The sequence below is a fragment of the Enterobacter sp. RHBSTW-01064 genome (assembly GCF_014103035.1).
In the GTDB taxonomy this organism is placed as follows: Bacteria; Pseudomonadota; Gammaproteobacteria; order Enterobacterales; family Enterobacteriaceae; genus Enterobacter; species Enterobacter mori.
The window spans coordinates 51,763-68,356 of the sequence record NZ_JABXOU010000010.1; the positions used below are offsets into that span (position 1 = coordinate 51,763).

Genomic DNA, 16,594 nt, shown 5'->3' on the forward strand with positions numbered 1-16,594 from the left:
GAATTTCATGATACAACGTCACCTCCCCGCGCTGGCGCTGGCCATCGCGTCCAGCCTTCCCACTGTTGCCAGTGCTTTAACGGTCAACGTGAACTCCAGCGTTCCGATCACGACTCAGGTTCTGCCTGAGATGGCCACCATCCAGGCAACTCTGGTCGAAATACTACAGATGCAACAGGCCACCGGCACAGCCATCACACAGAACGCCGACAAGCTCGGCGCCCTGATTAATCAGGATGGGCAGGCTACTCGTCAGCAAATGATTTTCAATAATGAAACCCAACGTCTGGAGGAGGCACGGCAGAGTTTTTCGGTACCGGATTCGATCTGTAGTGATTCCGCATCCGGTGTGGCAGCACAAAGTAAAAGTGCATCAGGCAGCGCCGCGTCAAAACTCTCATCAGGCAAAGGTGTTTCCAGTTCAGCGGTGCGGAAGAGGATTTCTACAGCATCGGAAGAACAGGCCCGCGACGCTTATGACGGTGCGAACGTACATGCCGCGTACTGTACGGCAGCAGAATATGAACGCTTTGGCGGAACCGGTATCTGCCCTGCCGTCAGTAATTTGCCCGGAGGAGACAGTCAGGTACGCTCCATCTATGGCGGCGCGGGACCTGAAGGGCAGGCACCGGCACTTTCCTGGTCACAGGAACAGATTGATGCCGCTATGGCCTACATGAAAAACACGGCTCGCCCTTCAGCAGGCCGCACGCCTGGCAAAGGTGAAGTCAACACTGTTACCGGTCGTACGTATGTAGGGTTGCTCAACGAATACAACGGTATCATCGATGCCGCGTCTGAACCTCAGCTCTCGCTGATTGCCGACAGTAAGACCAGTGAAACTACCCGTGATGCCCTGAAAGAAGCACTGCAGTCACCTTCCGCAGCGCAGTATTTTGACAATGTGGCTTCGCCGGAGGCGAAGGCGAAGGGCTACATGAGCCAGCGGGAATTTGAATCGTTTGAGGCCGGACGTCGATATGCCAACACAGCCTATCTCTCCGACCTGCAGCAAATGGACGGGGATAACCTTATGCGCGAACTCATCCGAACTACGGCACAGATGAACTGGCAACTTAACGACATTAAAGAGTTGCTGCGCAAAGGGAACGTGATCGACGGCCAGCTGCTCGCCGCCTTTGCCCGCCAGTCCTACGCCCCACGTCTGAAACAACTCGAATCAGCCATGAACCAGGGAGCGGCCAAATGACACTGGAAAAAACAGTCGCACGGAAAAAAGGACTACCTGGACGTATTACCCGGGGACTGCTGAGCATATTTCTGCCATTGCAGGAAACGAAGTGGTATTTGCGGGCTGCCCGGCACATGACATCACGAAATATTGAACGAATGCGTGATGCTTTTCCGGAGCTCATTACTGACGACAAACCGCCGGCTTCTCCTGACTGGGAAAAAGCCGTTGCGGAATCAGGTTGTACCCCCGCACAGCTGGATAAGGGATATGTGAGCCAGCGCAAGCGCTGGCGAGTGCTGTTCTGGCTTATGGCCATACCGGTTCCGCTTGCAGCACTGACACCATTCATTATTGGCGGGAGTATCTCCGCGCACCAGATCAGCACCTGTGTGGTGCTGTTTTCCGGTGCTGGCGTGGCATGGTCAAAAGCGCTAATCGTAACCTACCGACTGTGGCAGTTACGCAACCGTCGCGTAAGTCTTGCTGAAAGAGGCACCTTTCAGCATTTCATGGCGGAAACCCATGCCGTACGAGATGCCATTCTCGGGAAATAGCTGCCCTTCTCTGCCTCCTGCCGACATCCCGGCATTCATGCATTATCCGGAGTTACCGTGAAAAATCTCATTCGTGCGCTTTGTGCAGGGCTGCTTATCTCTGTTACCCCGGCACGCGCAGGTGTCACTTACGATGACATAGTCTCTGCTGCAACCAATGCACAGGACCTCTCCCGACAGGCACTGGTCACTATCTTCGGCGATGTGGTGCTGGACCCTCTCGCCGCCGGCAATACCACGATGATCGGGAATCTGTTTGCTCTGTTTAACGGAATTATCGCCGTCCTTGCCGTCGTCTGGTTTGTATTTATTGGTCTGAAGCACATTAATAAAACGGGGCATCAGGGCAAGGTATTCAGTGGGGATCGCGATATCACCAGCACACTGAGCACAGTGTCAGGATTTTTGATGATTATCCCGACAGCCAATGGCTGGAGCATGTCCCAGCTAATCATCCTCTGGGGCGCGTCGATTATGGGCATAGGTTCTGCCAACCTGATGGTGTCCAAAGCTGCCAGTGATATTGCCAGCGGCTACTCCCTGACTGTCCAGCCCACACAGGCTTCGACCCGCACTTCTGCACGCGGTATTTTTGAGATGCAGCTTTGTAAACATGCCATCAATACTGCGCTGGACGATTACAACAGCACAGCAAGCTCGACCACAGCCAGAATGGCAGGGGTATCCGGTTCTTCTGGAGGGAATTATACCTACCGGGTCACTAATGGCAGCGGTGTGTGCGGCACGGCGACGATACCGGAACAACAGAAATCGGACTCCTCGTCTGGTTCCGGAAGCTTCTTTAACCCCTTCAGTAACCGCGATACACGTGAAGTGGTGGATGCGCAAAACAAAGCTATGGAAGCAATGATCCAGGATATGGACAGCGCGGCCAGCGAGTTTATGGCAGGGTTTATGAATAAACGAACAACCGGCAACGGCACACTCCCGGATATTGAAACCCGCATTCAGAGAGCAGCCAGTACGTACGAACAAACTGTTCAGCGCGCATTACCGGCGCAGAGTGAACAAAATGGCATACAGGATGCTGTCAGGAATTACCTCGACACATATGGCTGGGCGGCTCTCGGTGCCTGGTACCAGACTTTTGCAACGGCCAATCAACGCCTGACAGAAGTTGCCAGTCGCGCGCCTGCAACCAGTGGAATGTCATCTCTTGGGGAAATTGGCAGCGGAGACCTGTTCAATGCGGTAATGAGCGCCTACCGTACGCAATTGCAGAATTCCAGCTTCAGCCCCGCTTTAGGCACTATTGTCTCAAGTGACGAGCAAATGGCTGTCGATGGAAACGATCCAAATAGCGTTTTCATGAAATCTGTTGCGGGGCCAATGCAGAGACTAACCAATTATTTTGCTACATCATTAAGTGGTACAGGGACTGAAAACGGGCAAGTAAACCCCCTCATTAAGATGAAGAATGTAGGGGATTACACGTTGGGAGCGGCAGAAGGCACTCTCACGACTTATACTGCCGTACGCATAATTGCAGCTGCGGGAGAAGGAAGTCTGTTTGGTAAAGCTTTAGACTTATCGACAGGCACTGTCAGCGGTATAAATAAAGGTTTGGATGCGATTTCTCCAGCAGTTTATTTCCTGCTATTACTCATGTTTACTGCCGGATTCACTTTATCAATCTATCTACCGTTTATCCCGTTCATTTTCTGGATGACGGGGATTGGCAACTGGGTAGTTAGTGTGCTGGTAGGCTGTGCAGCAGGGCCTTTGTGGGGAGCAACACATCTGGGAACGTCTCAGGATCGTGGTAGCCGCGCTGCATACGGCTACATTTACTTAATCGACACAATGATCAGACCTACATTGATGGTGTTTGGATTCTTCTTTGCATCAGTAGCAATTATAGCTGTAGGCACAATTTTGCATGCACTATTCGGTGCAGCTCTTGCCAACGTTCAGGCAAACTCTTTAACTGGTGTATTTAGCCTAGCTGGTTTTTTAATGATCTATGCCCGTCTGTGCACAGCACTGGTATCAAGTATGTTTGCCTTACAGGCATATCTACCTGACTATGTGATTTCTTTCTTGGGCGGAAGGGATGCAGCCAACACCCTTGGCAGTATGGCTGGTTCAGTGAAAGATATGTTTGTAGCCGGTGGGAGGAATATACGCCATACTCCTGGCGTTAATACAAAGGGAATGAATGCTCCTGGTGAAACAAATAATGATGGGATTAAAAGCTGAGAAGTGGACATCTATCCAGTGGTGCTATAATATTGAGTGAAATATCTAAGGAGGGTTGACTGTGAAAGATAGATTCCCTAAGTGGTGGCTTCCATATTATGTAGTCAGAACTCTATTTTTGCGCTTTGGAGTTATTACACTAGTTTTACTTGCCCCGTTATTTACTTTATACGTAGCAAATGGGGATTATGTTATTGGAAGTGACTATGTGTTTCTCTTTAGTCTTTGGTTTATGCTGTTCGCCCCATTCGCCATAAATTACGGCATAACCAAGAAACGCAAAAAAAAGATCCTTGCTGTTATTGAGAAAATCAAGGAGACAGGGCATTTCAACCCGGAAAGCACTTCTGAGGGCTGGCTCTTCTGGAAAAGTACCTACCTGGGTTTTGACTTTCAGCAAGGAACCTTTTTGTACGTCCGAATCTACCCGGGCAATGTCATGGATGTCATTGGCTTCGATGCTTACAGCCTGACACGTACAGAGGTTGAAGATTCAAAGTTGCGTCTCTTTACAAGGTTCACATCATTGCCGATGATTCCTATCGATACCGGTGCTGCATCCAGTATTGCTAACCATCTGCATGCAATGAACAACAAAGGATACACCTATAACTTCAACTTCAACGATGTCGTGAATAAAAAACGTGCCGAGATCGAATCTCTGACAGGGCTACCTGTTCCCGTTCTTGCCTGAAACACATCCAATACCCTCCAATAAATAGCCGGTTTAATTGCCGGCTATTTTCATTAATTTCATTAACGCAGATCATCGCTCTGAAAATTCACTTTAAAACAGATGGTGATAATAAAAACCACAACCCATCTTATTAATGCCCCTCACTAAAACAAAGGAGATCCGTATCAGATCCTCAACAATCTAATATTTGACCAATCAATATAATTTCACCTGCCGCTATTACCAGTAAATACGCTTGCTAACTTTTCGTAAGCTCGGGCTCTGCTGCCCTCTTTTATTCAGTTAGTCTTCATCGTTTTTATTTAGGGAGCTTTTCCATGACATCCGCTCGCGCGGGAACGACTGACCCGCTTGAATTTCTTGGAGCCCTCGCCATCCTGGGCATTATGCTTCTGCTTGTTGCATGGCTGTTCTTGCCTGAGTTTGTGTACTGGTCATGTTTCATTTTGCATACCCTGTGGGGCATGGCTGATTTTGGCCCCTTCCACACCTGGGCCGCACCGCGTTATAACCTGCTGGCCGTCACCGCCAACAATGCCGAAAACATCTCTTACGATCAGTGGATCAACGTGATGAAGCAAACGACGGTGATCCTGATGATATTCCTCATTCCCCTGTCTACCGCTTCGCTGTGGAGCTGGTTATGCCATCCTGCACGAAACTGGCAAACGCGACGGGTACTCAATATCAGCACGCTGCCCTTCGCTATGGAAACCATTTCTCCTGCAATTGCCCCCATTCTTAATGAGGGGGATTCCAGTCGCCTGTTGCTTGATAAACGTCGTCCAGAAAGACGTCCGGCACAAAGCCCTGAGGGTTTCGCTGAAGAGCATGAACTCATCAGTAATATGCAGCTCGATGTTGCCCGCTGCCGGGCTGTTTTTATGGCCCAGCTGGGGCGTCCACTTAATGGATGGAAAAGTCTCGCCCCTCATGAAAAAGCATTATTCGCAATATTCGGCCTTCAGTTTTTCCTGGACGACCGACCGGCCGCACGTCAATTAATGGATGCCCTGAACCGCTCCTGTCGGATAAAAAGCCGCCGTGATAAGGGGAAATTCTCAGTTCCGGTCTATGCGCTGGCGAGAACCGCTTTTAAGCGCGTCATCCAGAGCGAAGGCGCGAAACAGTGGTTGCGTGAGCACCGTTACGTCAGAAGTGGTCTGGTCTGGCTGTACGCGCATGATTTACGGCTGACACCACCTAACTGGCTATGGCTAAAGGGGGTAGACCGTCCACTCTTCTATGCCCTGCACCGGGCAAACACCACCAAAGGATTTATTGAAGGTGCAGGTATCGTCGCCGTCGCCCGCACCGAGAGCGAGGCTATCCGACTTGGCCTCCCCTGCCCGCAAGCCTGCGTCGATGAAGCCATTGAGGGATTGCGCATCGATATGCTGTCTCTGGGGCTAATCTGGAACGAACCTCAGCCAGACCGCGACCGCAGGCGTCGCATCCGGACCAACTGGTCACTCACGGAAGACGTCATCGCTCGCCCGGGTGACGATTACGATCTCATCTTCTGAAATTTCGCTCATTTCTGACGCTAATTAACTTACTGTCTACTGGAGTCTCATTATGTCGCTAGAAAGCACCTACACCACCTTTCGTTGTAACGACACCATTGTGGTTTTACATCAACACGGACATGGTGTTCCTCAGGCCCTGTTCACCTTTCGTGAGCCTCAGCGTATGGCCATCCACGATAAAAAGCTCATCGCTTTTTATCCATATTCAGCAGAAGCCGTGACACTTCTTGATGACCCGATGCACGATGCGGCGGAAGTCTTCAACACCATAGCGCGACACCTCAAAACCCAGAGTAAGGCAATAATGAAACGCCGTATTAAGTCCCTTGCCCTGTTTGTGAGCGGCGCGCTGATAGCATCTTCGTTATGGCTCCTGGGTACGGACAACCATTTCTCACTCAATGTGGGAAACCAGACAATGACTATCCCGGCAGAACCAGGCGCAATCGCACCGGCCCGGCCGCGGCAGACTGTCGCTGTTCAGGAGCCAGCCAACCCGGCGGCAGGCAATACAGTCATTCAGGCTGCCCAGGCTGAATCCGACAACATGCAGAATATTATGAAGGAAAGTCATAAATCCTTACCGGCTTCGCCTTCTGAAGCCCTGAAAACAGCACCGGCAGCGGTAACGTCAACCACATCAGTAAAAAAAGAAGCGACGGAACAGCCAGCGCGACAGAAGATGGTGGAAATACTGAAGCGCAGTACCGATCGAGGTCTGTTCACCATCCAGCTCTCAACCGGGCATGAGCGTACGCTGTATGCATTCCTCGATCCAACCTGTGCGGTCTGCAGAAGTATGGAGCCGGCAATCGAACAGCTGGCGCAGCGTTACAACGTTGTTGTATTCCCTGTATCAGTCGTGAATGACGGCGGCGATGCTGTAGAGAAGATCATTCCGGTTTTATGCGAGAAGGACCAGACTGCTCGTGCTGTTGCATGGAGTGATCTTTTCCGACCGGACGCAGGTATGCTGGTTCCGGGACAGACAACACCTCCACAGGTGAGCTCAGAGTGTTCCGCGTCGGCTCAGGCCGTAGTAGCCGTAAACGATACTGGCTTCCGCACCTTTGGTTTTTCAGGTACGCCGACAGTGCTGACTGACACGGGCATTCGCCTGGCAACGGGCATGCTGACCGCGCCGGATAAAATTGATCACTTCCTGAAAATTACAGATCCAATGTCACCAGAACAGGTCGACCGCTTTGTGAGTTCCCTCAGTATCCAGGAGTAAACCATGAATTATACGCCCGTTAACCAGGCGCTCATGAAGCGCAATGCCTGGAACTCCCCTGTTCTTGAGCTTTTGCGCGACCACCTGCTGTATGCCGGAATTATGGCAGGAAGTGTGGTGGCGGGGTTTATCTGGCCACTCGCCATACCGCTTTTGCTTTTGCTAGCCATCGTGGCCAGCATCAGCTTTGGAACACACCGCTGGCGTATGCCCATGCGAATGCCTGTCCACCTGAATAAAGTAGACCCCTCTGAAGACCGGAAGGTACGGCGCAGCCTGTTCAGAAGGTTCCCCTCACTGTTTCAGTATGAAACAACGCAGGAAAGTAAAGGTAAGGGAATATTCTATCTCGGCTACAGGCGAATGAATGATATCGGGCGCGAACTCTGGCTCACCATTGATGACCTGACCCGTCATGTGATGTTCTTTGCCTCGACCGGTGGAGGGAAAACCGAAACCATCTATGCGTGGATGCTCAATTCATTTTGCTGGGGTCGGGGCTTCACCTTTGTTGACGGCAAGGCGCAGAACGACACGGCGCGCACCTGCTACTACCTGGCCCGCCGCTTTGGGCGTGAGGATGATGTGGAGTACATCAACTTCATGAATAGCGGCATGTCCCGCAGTGAGATGATCCACAACGGTGATAAAAGTCGGCCACAGTCTCACCAGTGGAACCCCTTCTGCTATAGCACTGAGGCCTTTGTTGCTGAGACGATGCAATCAATGCTACCGACCAACGTACAGGGGGGAGAATGGCAGTCCAGAGCAATTGCAATGAACAAGGCGCTGGTTTTTGGCACAAAGTTCTATTGCGTCCGTGAAAACAAAACCATGTCGTTGCAGCTGCTGCGCGAGTTTATGCCACTGGAGAAGCTGGCAGAGCTTTACTGCCGTGCCATAGACGATCAATGGCCAGAGGAAGCTGTCTCTCCGATCTATAATTATCTGGTAGACGTACCGGGTTTCGATATGGCCACCGTTCGCCAGCCTTCAGCCTGGACAGAAGAGCCGCGCAAGCAGCACAGCTACCTGACTGGGCAGTTTCTAGAAACCTTCAACACATTTACGGAAACGTTCGGTAATATCTTCGCTGAGGATGCCGGTGACATTGATATTCGCGACAGCATTCACAGCGACCGGATACTCCTGGTCCTTATCCCGGCAATGAACACCTCTCAGCACACAACCTCTGCACTGGGGAGAATGTTTGTTACCCAGCAGAGCATGATACTGGCCCGGGACCTGGGACATCGTCTGGAAGGGCTAGATTCCGAAGCTCTCGAAATCACCAAATACAAAGGCCCCTTCCCCTACATGAACTATCTCGACGAGGTGGGAGCCTATTATACCGAGCGTATTGCCGTTCAGGCCACACAGGTACGTTCCCTGGACTTTTCTATCGTCATGATGAGCCAGGACCAGGAGCGCATTGAAAGCCAGACCTCAGCCACAAACGTTGCCACCCTGATGCAAAACGCCGGCACTAAGGTTGCGGGTAAAATCGTAAGTGATGATAAAACGGCAAAGACAATCACTAATGCCGCAGGACAGGAAGCCCGGGCGAACATGGTCAGTCTGCAACGGCGTGACGGTATCATTGGTACCTCCTGGATCGATGGCGACCACATCAATATTCAGATGGAGAACAAAATCAATGTGCAGGATCTGATTAAATTGCAGCCAGGTGAGAACTACACGGTGTTTCAGGGCGATCCGGTTCCGGGAGCATCCTTCTACATCGAGCCGCAGGACAAAACGTGCAATGCACCCGTCATTATCAACCGATACATCACGATTAACCCTCCGAACCTTAAGCAACTACGTAAACTTGTTCCACGAACAGCGCAGCGCCGTCTTCCGGCTCCGGAGAACGTCAGCAAAATCATTGGTGTTCTGACAGAAAAGCCCTCGCGTCGGCGTAAAGCGGCAAAAGCTGAACCCTGGAAGATAATCGATACCTTTCAGCAGCGTCTGGCCAATCGCCAGGAAGCGCATAATCTGATGACTGAATATGATACGGACCACCGTGGACGGGAAGAAAACCTCTGGGAAGAAGCGCTGGAGGTAATCAGAACAACCACTATGGCGGAACGTACAATACGGTACATCACGCTTAATAAGCCTGAATCGGAACCGACGCAAGTAAGCGCTGAAGAAATTCAGCTCGCACCAGATGCGATACTGAGAACGCTGACACTCCCGCAGCCGGCTTATATTCCTCCTTCCAGATATCGAAACGAGCCATTTATCTCCCCGAAACTGCCTGATTCACCACATCCGGATATGGAGTGGCCAGAGTGATAGTTCAAAAAATTGTCTTGTTTCAGGAACCGCTGCCGATAAACAAAATGATATAGAACTGAAGGAAATGAAATGAAGAAGCTACTATTTGCCGCCCTCTTTGGTTTTTCATGCGTTGCCGCTGCAGCGCCCCAGCCCGTTATCGACACCGATGCCGTGGCGCAGTTGACAGAAATCCGCAACATCCTCCTCACGAACCAGCAGAAGGTGTACGCCTGTTCCGATGGCGAAAAGCTATATACCGTCGGGCTGCAGATAAAACATGACGGTTCGGAATACAAATGTGTTTTAAAGAATGACCATGCTGAATGGGAAGTAGTCCCACGCATTGCATTCAACTAAAAAAGGCCGCGAAAGCGGCCTTTTTTGTTTGTAGCATATGGACAGAGTTTTACTAATCAAGTCAGCTTTTTATGCCGGTAGTTTGAAGTCGATAAACCGCAGCACGTTTGGATAGCGTACCTGTTGTATTTTCTTCGCTTTGAAAAGCATGACCGTCAGGTGCTTGAATAAATTTAAGGATATAAAAATAATGAACATTTTTATGCTCAAAGTAGGAGTAAAACAAAAGGCTATCACTACTTCTTTTAGACTGTTCACTCTGCTTCCAGCGGTTGACACTCCAGTCATTCGTGCCGTCAAAAACATGCAAATGATGGAGTTGTTCACGCTTCGCTATCGGCTTGGGAAAAAAATTGGGAAGATCTTTACCAAATAAGTCAACTGCGGTAAGAAACTCCATTTGGACATGATCTGGAGGGCGAGGTAGGTTACCGAAATCCGCACTTACTGATTTGTATTCAATGAAATCGTTGTAAATATCCTGAAAGTCAGTAAGGCGTTCGTCAGGAATATCCAGCTCAGCATCTACAGCAAAGACAAGCTCATGCCCATCATCTGAAGTTGATTCCATTCTCATGCAACTCACATCCATGAGGTTTATGCCTTGTGCAATTTTCTTTCTGCTTTAATAGCCCCTTGGGAAGAAGGAACTCGCAACTGACGAACAGCCGCAGCTAAACGGAGCATTTTTTCATTACTGGCGTCACCGGCACCAGGTCTTTGTTTAACAGCCATTTTCACTTTCTCCTTGCCGTTTTACGGCTATCAGGCTGGCCTAATAGAACTCAACCTCAAGAGCTGAAGTTCTTTCATGTACTAATAATAGCACACCTCCCCCTCCAGCCATCAAGCTGTTTAAGAAACAGACATTACACACGAGCGTTACGGATATTTTAGGATGTACAAAAATAGTTAAAGCTTTACAAAGGTGAAGGCGGCTTCCAGTTTGATCCTGGCTCATTACGCACAGGTTCCGGATTGCTACCATGAATCGCCATTTCAGCAAAGCGCATCTCGCTTTCAACACGTAACTGGTCGACATCCGACCGCGAGATCTGATATTCACCGTCATCGCGATGGTTCACATTGTGCCATGCCACCATCCTAGCAAATGCTGTGTTGAACTGTTCATCATTCCCTTCCGGTGCCATCGCAACAGTAGGAGAACGGCTAAAGAGAACCGGCGCTACTTTGACCATATCACGCTTGAGCGCATCGTAATCGCCGGTGTTCCGGAAAATTACCCTGTCGCCATAGTCGGTACAAATATGACGGCCTGTCTCCGGATCGCGGAACTGGACGCGACCGTTCTTCTTCAGTGAAGCCCGCAGACCAGGAACACCAGAATACATCGGCGTTCCGCCTGGCTCACAGATAACGACACAGCGGTTGTCTGTTGTGGATTTCACCGCATTACCACGACGATCCCGGTAATCCCATCCTCTCAGCTGCGATATAGCAGCCTTGTCACCTTTCACCGCTTCAGCTTCAACCCACTGCCGGTAAGACGGCGGATACCATTTCCCCTGCCCGATAAGCTCAGCTCGTTCAGCCTTCATGGTTTCTTTCAGCGCAATCAGTGCCTGCATGCGCTGAAGCTCTGCAATATGATAATGCAGCTTCCTCACCAGAGGGTCACGATGTTCGATGCGGATGCGCGCTTTACGCATCCTGCATTCGTCATGAATCGCCTGGTAACGTTCACGGCCATGCAAATCAGGGCGCTGCCAGTTAGCCCGCCAGGCTGCATAACGGGCTTTCAGATCTTCTCGCGCAGCTGCGCGCGCTTCACGGCGCTGGCGACGCAATTCAGGATCACGCTTCATACCAGGAATATCGCGGTCGCTCACGGCCAGTTCCGGATTGTAACGGCTGACCGGCTTAACACGTTCAAAGATGTCTGCCGGCACCGAAACAAACGAACCAGCATGAGGTTCCGCACGCGCAAGCGTCAGATCAGGATGAACGTGGCTGGCCTTTACAGGGGTCTGTTCGTGATTGTAAGCGTCCATCACGACCAGTCCCTGCTGCTCGCGCATCAGCAGTAATCCCTGACGAGCCAGTAGCTCATGACAGCGTTCCCAGGAAAATTGTTTACTGCCGATAAGCAACTCAATGTCCTTACGGCAGTGTGAAACCGCATAACCCCAGAGGCTTTCCTTATCAGAGAAAATCTCACGTTTCAGCGCTCCCTGCGGGCCCGAACCTGTTCGCAGTTTTCGCCATTCCCGATCGGATACTGGAGTGGCTTCCAGACCGCCGCCGGTGAACTGTTCCGCAGGGGGAACTTGCTGGAAAATGTCTTTCGGTACCGGCTGCCAGCCTCCTTTATACGAGTCCAGAGTAGACTTCGTTAGTGCAGGCCACACACGCTCCGCCCTGACAGGTGTGCGCGTTGGGTCATACCCGTCACAGATAACCAGACGGTCATGCTGTTCTTTCAGATACAGTCCAGACTGTGCCAGAAGCGTATGCACTGACTGTATGGTTCGTTGCGTTGGATCCTGATCAAGTGCAATCAGCGGCGCACGTAAACGTGCTATCGCATAGTCAGATAAGGATTCTTTCTCTGTCATCCGTTCAGGGCGAGACGGCATAATAACCTTGTCTGGTTCGTAGCGACCGACAGCCGGAACTTGCGAGAAAATGTCCTGTGCAGGGGGAACAAACTCGCCCAGTTTACGAGTAAGTTTATCGGTATCAAAAGCATGACCAAACGCGGAAAGCGTAACACCAGGACGTTCACTGTCCCACCCATCCTTCACTTTTAGCTCGCCGCTATCCTTTGTCAAAAACAGACCTTCTTTCGCAAAACGCTGATGGAGAGAAGACCAGTCGGTAACAGGTGACTCCCGTAAACCAGCTATTGCCGTGTCAGCGATATATTCTCTCAGGCTCTGATTACGATCACGTTTCCAGGCACTTTGACGATCGCGTTCAACAGAAGTACGACGAACAATACGATTATCAGGGGCAATCACATAGCAGCCATTGTCTGGCGAAAAGCCATGTTTGAGCTCCAGCTCACGACAGGCCTTACTCAGTTTTTCCTGGCTGTAAGCAAGACGGTTAAGATAACCAGTCTCCGGATGTACGCGGTTTACAGCGATGTGAACGTGGAGATTATCCGTGTCAGTGTGAACGGCAGCAACGAACTGATGGCCGACTAAACCGAGACGGGAAAGTGTATGGCTGACCGAACCGTAAATCTGTTCCGGGCGCGGGCTTTCATGAGATTGCCAGCTCAAAATATAGTGGAATACAGGGTCGCTTTTGTTATGGGCAAACTTCGCTTTACGGGCGGAGAACTCCATTTCTTCTGCTGCACTTTCAATTGATGTGCAGTTGTGGAAACAGGTCACACCGTAAAAATTCACCCATTCCCCGCCGTCAGGCATCACATCAACCAGCGAGATAAACGACTCATCGCGCAGCTTAGTGGCGTAGTCAACCAGACGGGAAAAGCGACTGCTGTGCGGCATTTCTGGCTTTGTACCGGAAGCTATCACGGCTTCCATTAAATCATCATCGCGCGGTTCATCACGAACAGAAACGTACGACACCAGGTCCCCAAAGGAGGACTTGCCGTCTTGTCGTTTCGGTGGAATAACCGGGATCATGATGTTGTTCTTCTCTCCGTGCTAATCGTTACTCATGAGTTTGTTTCTGAGCGTGGTCGACAGTTCTGTTATTGCGACAAGGACCGTGGAGTACTCTTTATCCCCCACTCGTTTACCTTCAACAAAGAGATGCTTTTGCAGTCTCCCCAGCCTTAAAAGCTCTGTCATAAAGCTGTCGTCGATGAGTGAAATCATCTTTCTGTTCATCGCTGCGTTACGGATATAAGCCGATACGCTTTGCCCCGCTGCTTCCGCATTCTGTTCAATCTCTTCGATTTCATCCGGCGTGAATCTCAGGGTCTTGATTACGGTTTTCTGCCGTTTATCACTTCCCCTTCGGGATGCTTTGTCGCTCATGTGTGCTCCTTACTCGGGTGTCGGGGCGGAGCCCTGACCAGGTGGCATTTGTAATATCGTGCGTGCGCGGTATTACAAATGCACATCCTGTCCCGTCTTTTGAGACATTATACGCTTCGCTGTCTGTTTCGCCTAGTGGCGATTTGACGGCATAGGCAGTGCGTAGCACTGCCACTTTTCTTTGGTCAATGTTATGATTTAGATGACAATATTCTGAAAGAGGTAAGAAGATGAGTAAGAAGGCATTCTATTCAGATGAAGATATCGAGCTGGCAAAAGTTGCTCTGGCTGGATTACCGGATCTGACACCTCAGCGAAAATCACAAAAGGAATTTCTGGATGCAATCCGTGACGACCTGTTAGCACTGGTCAAAACGAAAGGTTACACGGTCTCAGACATTAAAGAGACACTAAAAACCACGGGGTATGAAATCAGTGAGAGAGCGCTTCGTGAAATCGTACGTGATGCTGATAAAAACAAACCAGCCCGTAAAAATCGCAGGTTGACGGCAGGGAATTCGTCATCACCAATGAAATAATTCCTGCATCCTGAAGATGTGATGTACTGATACTTTTCTTACCTGGCTGAAATTTTTTTTCAGCCAGGTTCGAAGAAAAATGATGTAGTAACTACCATTCGAACGTCGGAACGCCAGCCAACATTTCTCCCCATGAAGTAAAATGAACCATGCTGATATCAGCCTTAATCATGGCAGTGTAAATCACTATTCTCGCCGCTTTTGAAATACCATGACGTTTCAGAATGAGAAGCGGATAACTGACGGCATCAACACGAATGATGTAACCCAAATCGGATTCATGGATCCATTCGCTTTCATACTCGGCGTGACATAGTTCGCTCAGAATCTCGCTATCCCTCCGCGTAATATGGCTCAGACTACATTCCAGAACAGAACGCAAAACTTTGTGATTAATTTCAGTACGCTGTACCCATCCGAGCGATGCAGTAACATCCTCCCATGTCCATTTAGGGTTATCAGGAACCTGAGCAGTAAGCTGTTTAAATGGCAAGCTAAGTGCCGTCGACAGGTTCAACCCTGATGCAATAATACGCGGATAAAGTTCACTGGCTGTACATGAGGAAATCAGTTCTCCATTTACAAAGAGAGCTTCATCACCGTTATCAAGACGGATACAGGTGACGCCATGAGGCGCACTGGATATGTAGTATGGCATGTTCCATTCCTTCCAAAAATGTGCCGGATAATACTCCGGCACTGTGTTATTAAATTACCGCCCCGTTGCAGGGCGGTGGTTATCAGGCGTACGCACGGGAAAGCTCAAGCGTACTCAGGACGTGATCCCATTCAGCCCCGTTAAGTGCTGGAATATGGATCGGTTTATGAATACGCCCGCAACGGACAAGTGATGTCCCCAGTTGTTTCAGATGTGGCGCGATAGCGTCTGGTTTCAACGTTTCGCGGGTTTTCCGTGGATGACGGGTTTTAACTCGCTCCTTTACAAAGTATTCGCGACATGCGACGATGAACTGGTCTTTCATAGTGCCTCCTCAGAGTCATTGTGATAACGAGCTGTTACAGCAGCTCGTGTAAACAGGCAGGGCACCCGCCCTGCTTTTTTATTGCCAGTCTTTCGGCAATATCCTGCGCGTCTTACGACGCAAATCTTGCAGGCCACCCGGCCTTTTCTGCCGTCGTCCTTTTCCGTTTTCTTGCAATGAGGGAAATGCCTTCATTACGCTAATGCCCTGACAGGGTGACGATGGAAAGCAGGGGTGAAGGACAGATTATTTGGAGCCTGCGAGAAAAAATCTGGACGGAAAGCGTCAGCGTCCCTTGCTGAACAGAGGCGCTCTGTCAGAGTGCATAAGTAATGAAAGGCTTTCACGGCAGAAACGGACAGGACGGCAGAAGGCGCCGGTTAATCCGGCGTTCCCTTGCGGCCGCCGTGGCGGTCAGTGGGAGCGGCGCTGCCGGAACGGCAGCTGCAAGCGGGATCGGTTAAGGTATCGCTTGCTATCCGTCAGGACGGAGACGCGTGCGGCTCCGCGTAGCGCGGTGGGCGTACGGCCACCACGCGAAGTGCAGGCGACGACCCGGCAGCGACGGGGAGCCGAAGGTACCCAGATGTCAGTCCTGACGACATGCTTTTCGTCGTCATTTAGCATCAAATTAATCCACAAAAAAAAATCCAGAAAAGTGCAGAATCTGCACTTTTTTCATATGTACTTCCCCACAAAAAAAACACTAAAATAAGTGCATAATCTGCACTTATTTAGGTATCAGAAAATGACGGGTTACGAACTTCGTTTATGGCGAAAAGGTATGAACTGGAGCAGTGACAGGGCGGCCGAAGAGCTTGGAGTCAGCCTGCGAACATGGAAAGTTTACGAGAAGTCGGAAAAGGTATCGCGGGTAGTAGAGCTGGCAACCGTGACACTTTCTATCGCTGCTGCTGTTCCTTCCTTCGGACACCGGAAAACCACCAAAGAAAAGATAATTACCATGATCCAGACACAAACCGGCGCAGCTGGACTCATCGGGAGGCGCTGAGCACCTCC

The 16,594-nt window shown here is 50.4% G+C and carries 16 protein-coding genes; 10 read left to right on the forward strand and 6 right to left on the reverse strand.

Annotation, left to right across the window (positions count from 1 at the left end; all coding sequences use genetic code 11):
* The first annotated feature begins 7 nt into the window (after positions 1 to 7).
* The 8 genes from traW (at position 8) to HV355_RS22480 (ending at position 10,075) form a co-directional block, all read left to right on the forward strand.
* Positions 8 to 1,210 (forward strand): conjugal transfer protein TraW, encoded by a 1,203-nt coding sequence (gene traW, locus HV355_RS22445; RefSeq protein WP_032650382.1) that lies wholly within the window; start codon positions 8 to 10, stop codon positions 1,208 to 1,210.
* A complete protein-coding gene (gene traX, locus HV355_RS22450; RefSeq protein ID WP_131657229.1) occupies positions 1,207 to 1,749 on the forward strand; it encodes a conjugal transfer protein TraX in 543 nt (180 codons plus the stop codon). The genes traW and traX overlap by 4 nt, the downstream gene beginning before the upstream one ends.
* 57 nt (positions 1,750 to 1,806) lie before the next feature.
* Complete coding sequence (locus HV355_RS22455; RefSeq protein WP_182403529.1) at positions 1,807 to 3,969, forward strand: DotA/TraY family protein; 2,163 nt, start codon at positions 1,807 to 1,809, stop codon at positions 3,967 to 3,969.
* 61 nt (positions 3,970 to 4,030) lie between these two features.
* Positions 4,031 to 4,663 (forward strand): plasmid IncI1-type surface exclusion protein ExcA, encoded by a 633-nt coding sequence (gene excA / locus HV355_RS22460; RefSeq protein ID WP_182403531.1) that lies wholly within the window; start codon positions 4,031 to 4,033, stop codon positions 4,661 to 4,663.
* 320 nt (positions 4,664 to 4,983) lie between these two features.
* Positions 4,984 to 6,192 carry a conjugal transfer protein TrbA gene (locus HV355_RS22465; protein ID WP_182403533.1) on the forward strand — a complete coding sequence of 403 codons (1,209 nt, stop codon included), beginning with the start codon at positions 4,984 to 4,986 and terminating at the stop codon, positions 6,190 to 6,192.
* Positions 6,193 to 6,244: 52 nt separating this feature from the next.
* A complete protein-coding gene (locus tag HV355_RS22470; RefSeq protein ID WP_182403535.1) occupies positions 6,245 to 7,429 on the forward strand; it encodes a thioredoxin fold domain-containing protein in 1,185 nt (394 codons plus the stop codon).
* A gap of 3 nt (positions 7,430 to 7,432) precedes the next feature.
* Entirely contained in the window at positions 7,433 to 9,733 is a 2,301-nt protein-coding gene (gene trbC, locus HV355_RS22475; protein WP_065189788.1) for an F-type conjugative transfer protein TrbC, read from the forward strand.
* A 72-nt stretch (positions 9,734 to 9,805) separates the two neighbouring features.
* Complete coding sequence (locus tag HV355_RS22480; RefSeq protein ID WP_182403537.1) at positions 9,806 to 10,075, forward strand: hypothetical protein; 270 nt, start codon at positions 9,806 to 9,808, stop codon at positions 10,073 to 10,075.
* 61 nt (positions 10,076 to 10,136) lie between these two features.
* Here the strand turns inward: HV355_RS22480 and HV355_RS22485 are convergent, their stop codons facing one another.
* From HV355_RS22485 to mobA, 4 genes are all read right to left on the reverse strand, one after another.
* Complete coding sequence (locus HV355_RS22485) at positions 10,137 to 10,646, reverse strand: type II toxin-antitoxin system YafO family toxin (protein ID WP_182403539.1); 510 nt, start codon at positions 10,644 to 10,646, stop codon at positions 10,137 to 10,139.
* 26 nt (positions 10,647 to 10,672) lie between these two features.
* Complete coding sequence (locus HV355_RS22490; protein ID WP_182403541.1) at positions 10,673 to 10,810, reverse strand: hypothetical protein; 138 nt, start codon at positions 10,808 to 10,810, stop codon at positions 10,673 to 10,675.
* A gap of 185 nt (positions 10,811 to 10,995) precedes the next feature.
* Positions 10,996 to 13,695: a relaxase/mobilization nuclease domain-containing protein gene (locus HV355_RS22495; protein ID WP_182403543.1), complete on the reverse strand. Its 2,700-nt coding sequence runs from the start codon at positions 13,693 to 13,695 to the stop codon at positions 10,996 to 10,998.
* Positions 13,696 to 13,716: 21 nt separating this feature from the next.
* Entirely contained in the window at positions 13,717 to 14,052 is a 336-nt protein-coding gene (mobA, locus tag HV355_RS22500) for a plasmid mobilization protein MobA (RefSeq protein WP_182403545.1), read from the reverse strand.
* 230 nt (positions 14,053 to 14,282) lie between these two features.
* Here mobA and HV355_RS22505 point away from each other — a divergent pair, with 230 nt between their 5' ends.
* Positions 14,283 to 14,591 carry a molybdopterin-guanine dinucleotide biosynthesis protein MobC gene (locus HV355_RS22505; RefSeq protein WP_182403547.1) on the forward strand — a complete coding sequence of 103 codons (309 nt, stop codon included), beginning with the start codon at positions 14,283 to 14,285 and terminating at the stop codon, positions 14,589 to 14,591.
* Positions 14,592 to 14,682: 91 nt separating this feature from the next.
* Here the strand turns inward: HV355_RS22505 and HV355_RS22510 are convergent, their stop codons facing one another.
* On the reverse strand, positions 14,683 to 15,249 hold the full coding sequence (locus HV355_RS22510; protein ID WP_052696093.1) for a DUF5983 family protein: 567 nt from the start codon (positions 15,247 to 15,249) through the stop codon (positions 14,683 to 14,685).
* A gap of 82 nt (positions 15,250 to 15,331) precedes the next feature.
* On the reverse strand, positions 15,332 to 15,574 hold the full coding sequence (locus HV355_RS22515; RefSeq protein WP_045891840.1) for a hypothetical protein: 243 nt from the start codon (positions 15,572 to 15,574) through the stop codon (positions 15,332 to 15,334).
* A gap of 784 nt (positions 15,575 to 16,358) precedes the next feature.
* On the opposite strand from HV355_RS22515, the gene HV355_RS22520 reads away from it, so the two are divergent.
* Positions 16,359 to 16,586: an XRE family transcriptional regulator gene (locus HV355_RS22520; RefSeq protein WP_346010243.1), complete on the forward strand. Its 228-nt coding sequence runs from the start codon at positions 16,359 to 16,361 to the stop codon at positions 16,584 to 16,586.
* The last annotated feature ends 8 nt before the right edge of the window (positions 16,587 to 16,594 follow it).

Bases quoted from the DNA above. Each gene is read 5' to 3' on its own strand.
- traW (WP_032650382.1), top strand. From the start codon at position 8: ATGATACAACGTCACCTCCCCGCGCTGGCGCTGGCCATCGCGTCCAGC.
- traX (WP_131657229.1), top strand. From the start codon at position 1,207: ATGACACTGGAAAAAACAGTCGCACGGAAAAAAGGACTACCTGGACGT.
- HV355_RS22465 (WP_182403533.1), top strand. From the start codon at position 4,984: ATGACATCCGCTCGCGCGGGAACGACTGACCCGCTTGAATTTCTTGGA.
- HV355_RS22470 (WP_182403535.1), top strand. From the start codon at position 6,245: ATGTCGCTAGAAAGCACCTACACCACCTTTCGTTGTAACGACACCATT.
- trbC (WP_065189788.1), top strand. From the start codon at position 7,433: ATGAATTATACGCCCGTTAACCAGGCGCTCATGAAGCGCAATGCCTGG.
- HV355_RS22480 (WP_182403537.1), top strand. From the start codon at position 9,806: ATGAAGAAGCTACTATTTGCCGCCCTCTTTGGTTTTTCATGCGTTGCC.
- HV355_RS22485 (WP_182403539.1), bottom strand. From the start codon at position 10,646: ATGGAATCAACTTCAGATGATGGGCATGAGCTTGTCTTTGCTGTAGAT.
- HV355_RS22490 (WP_182403541.1), bottom strand. From the start codon at position 10,810: ATGGCTGTTAAACAAAGACCTGGTGCCGGTGACGCCAGTAATGAAAAA.
- HV355_RS22495 (WP_182403543.1), bottom strand. From the start codon at position 13,695: ATGATCCCGGTTATTCCACCGAAACGACAAGACGGCAAGTCCTCCTTT.
- mobA (WP_182403545.1), bottom strand. From the start codon at position 14,052: ATGAGCGACAAAGCATCCCGAAGGGGAAGTGATAAACGGCAGAAAACC.
- HV355_RS22505 (WP_182403547.1), top strand. From the start codon at position 14,283: ATGAGTAAGAAGGCATTCTATTCAGATGAAGATATCGAGCTGGCAAAA.
- HV355_RS22510 (WP_052696093.1), bottom strand. From the start codon at position 15,249: ATGCCATACTACATATCCAGTGCGCCTCATGGCGTCACCTGTATCCGT.
- HV355_RS22515 (WP_045891840.1), bottom strand. From the start codon at position 15,574: ATGAAAGACCAGTTCATCGTCGCATGTCGCGAATACTTTGTAAAGGAG.
- HV355_RS22520 (WP_346010243.1), top strand. From the start codon at position 16,359: ATGAACTGGAGCAGTGACAGGGCGGCCGAAGAGCTTGGAGTCAGCCTG.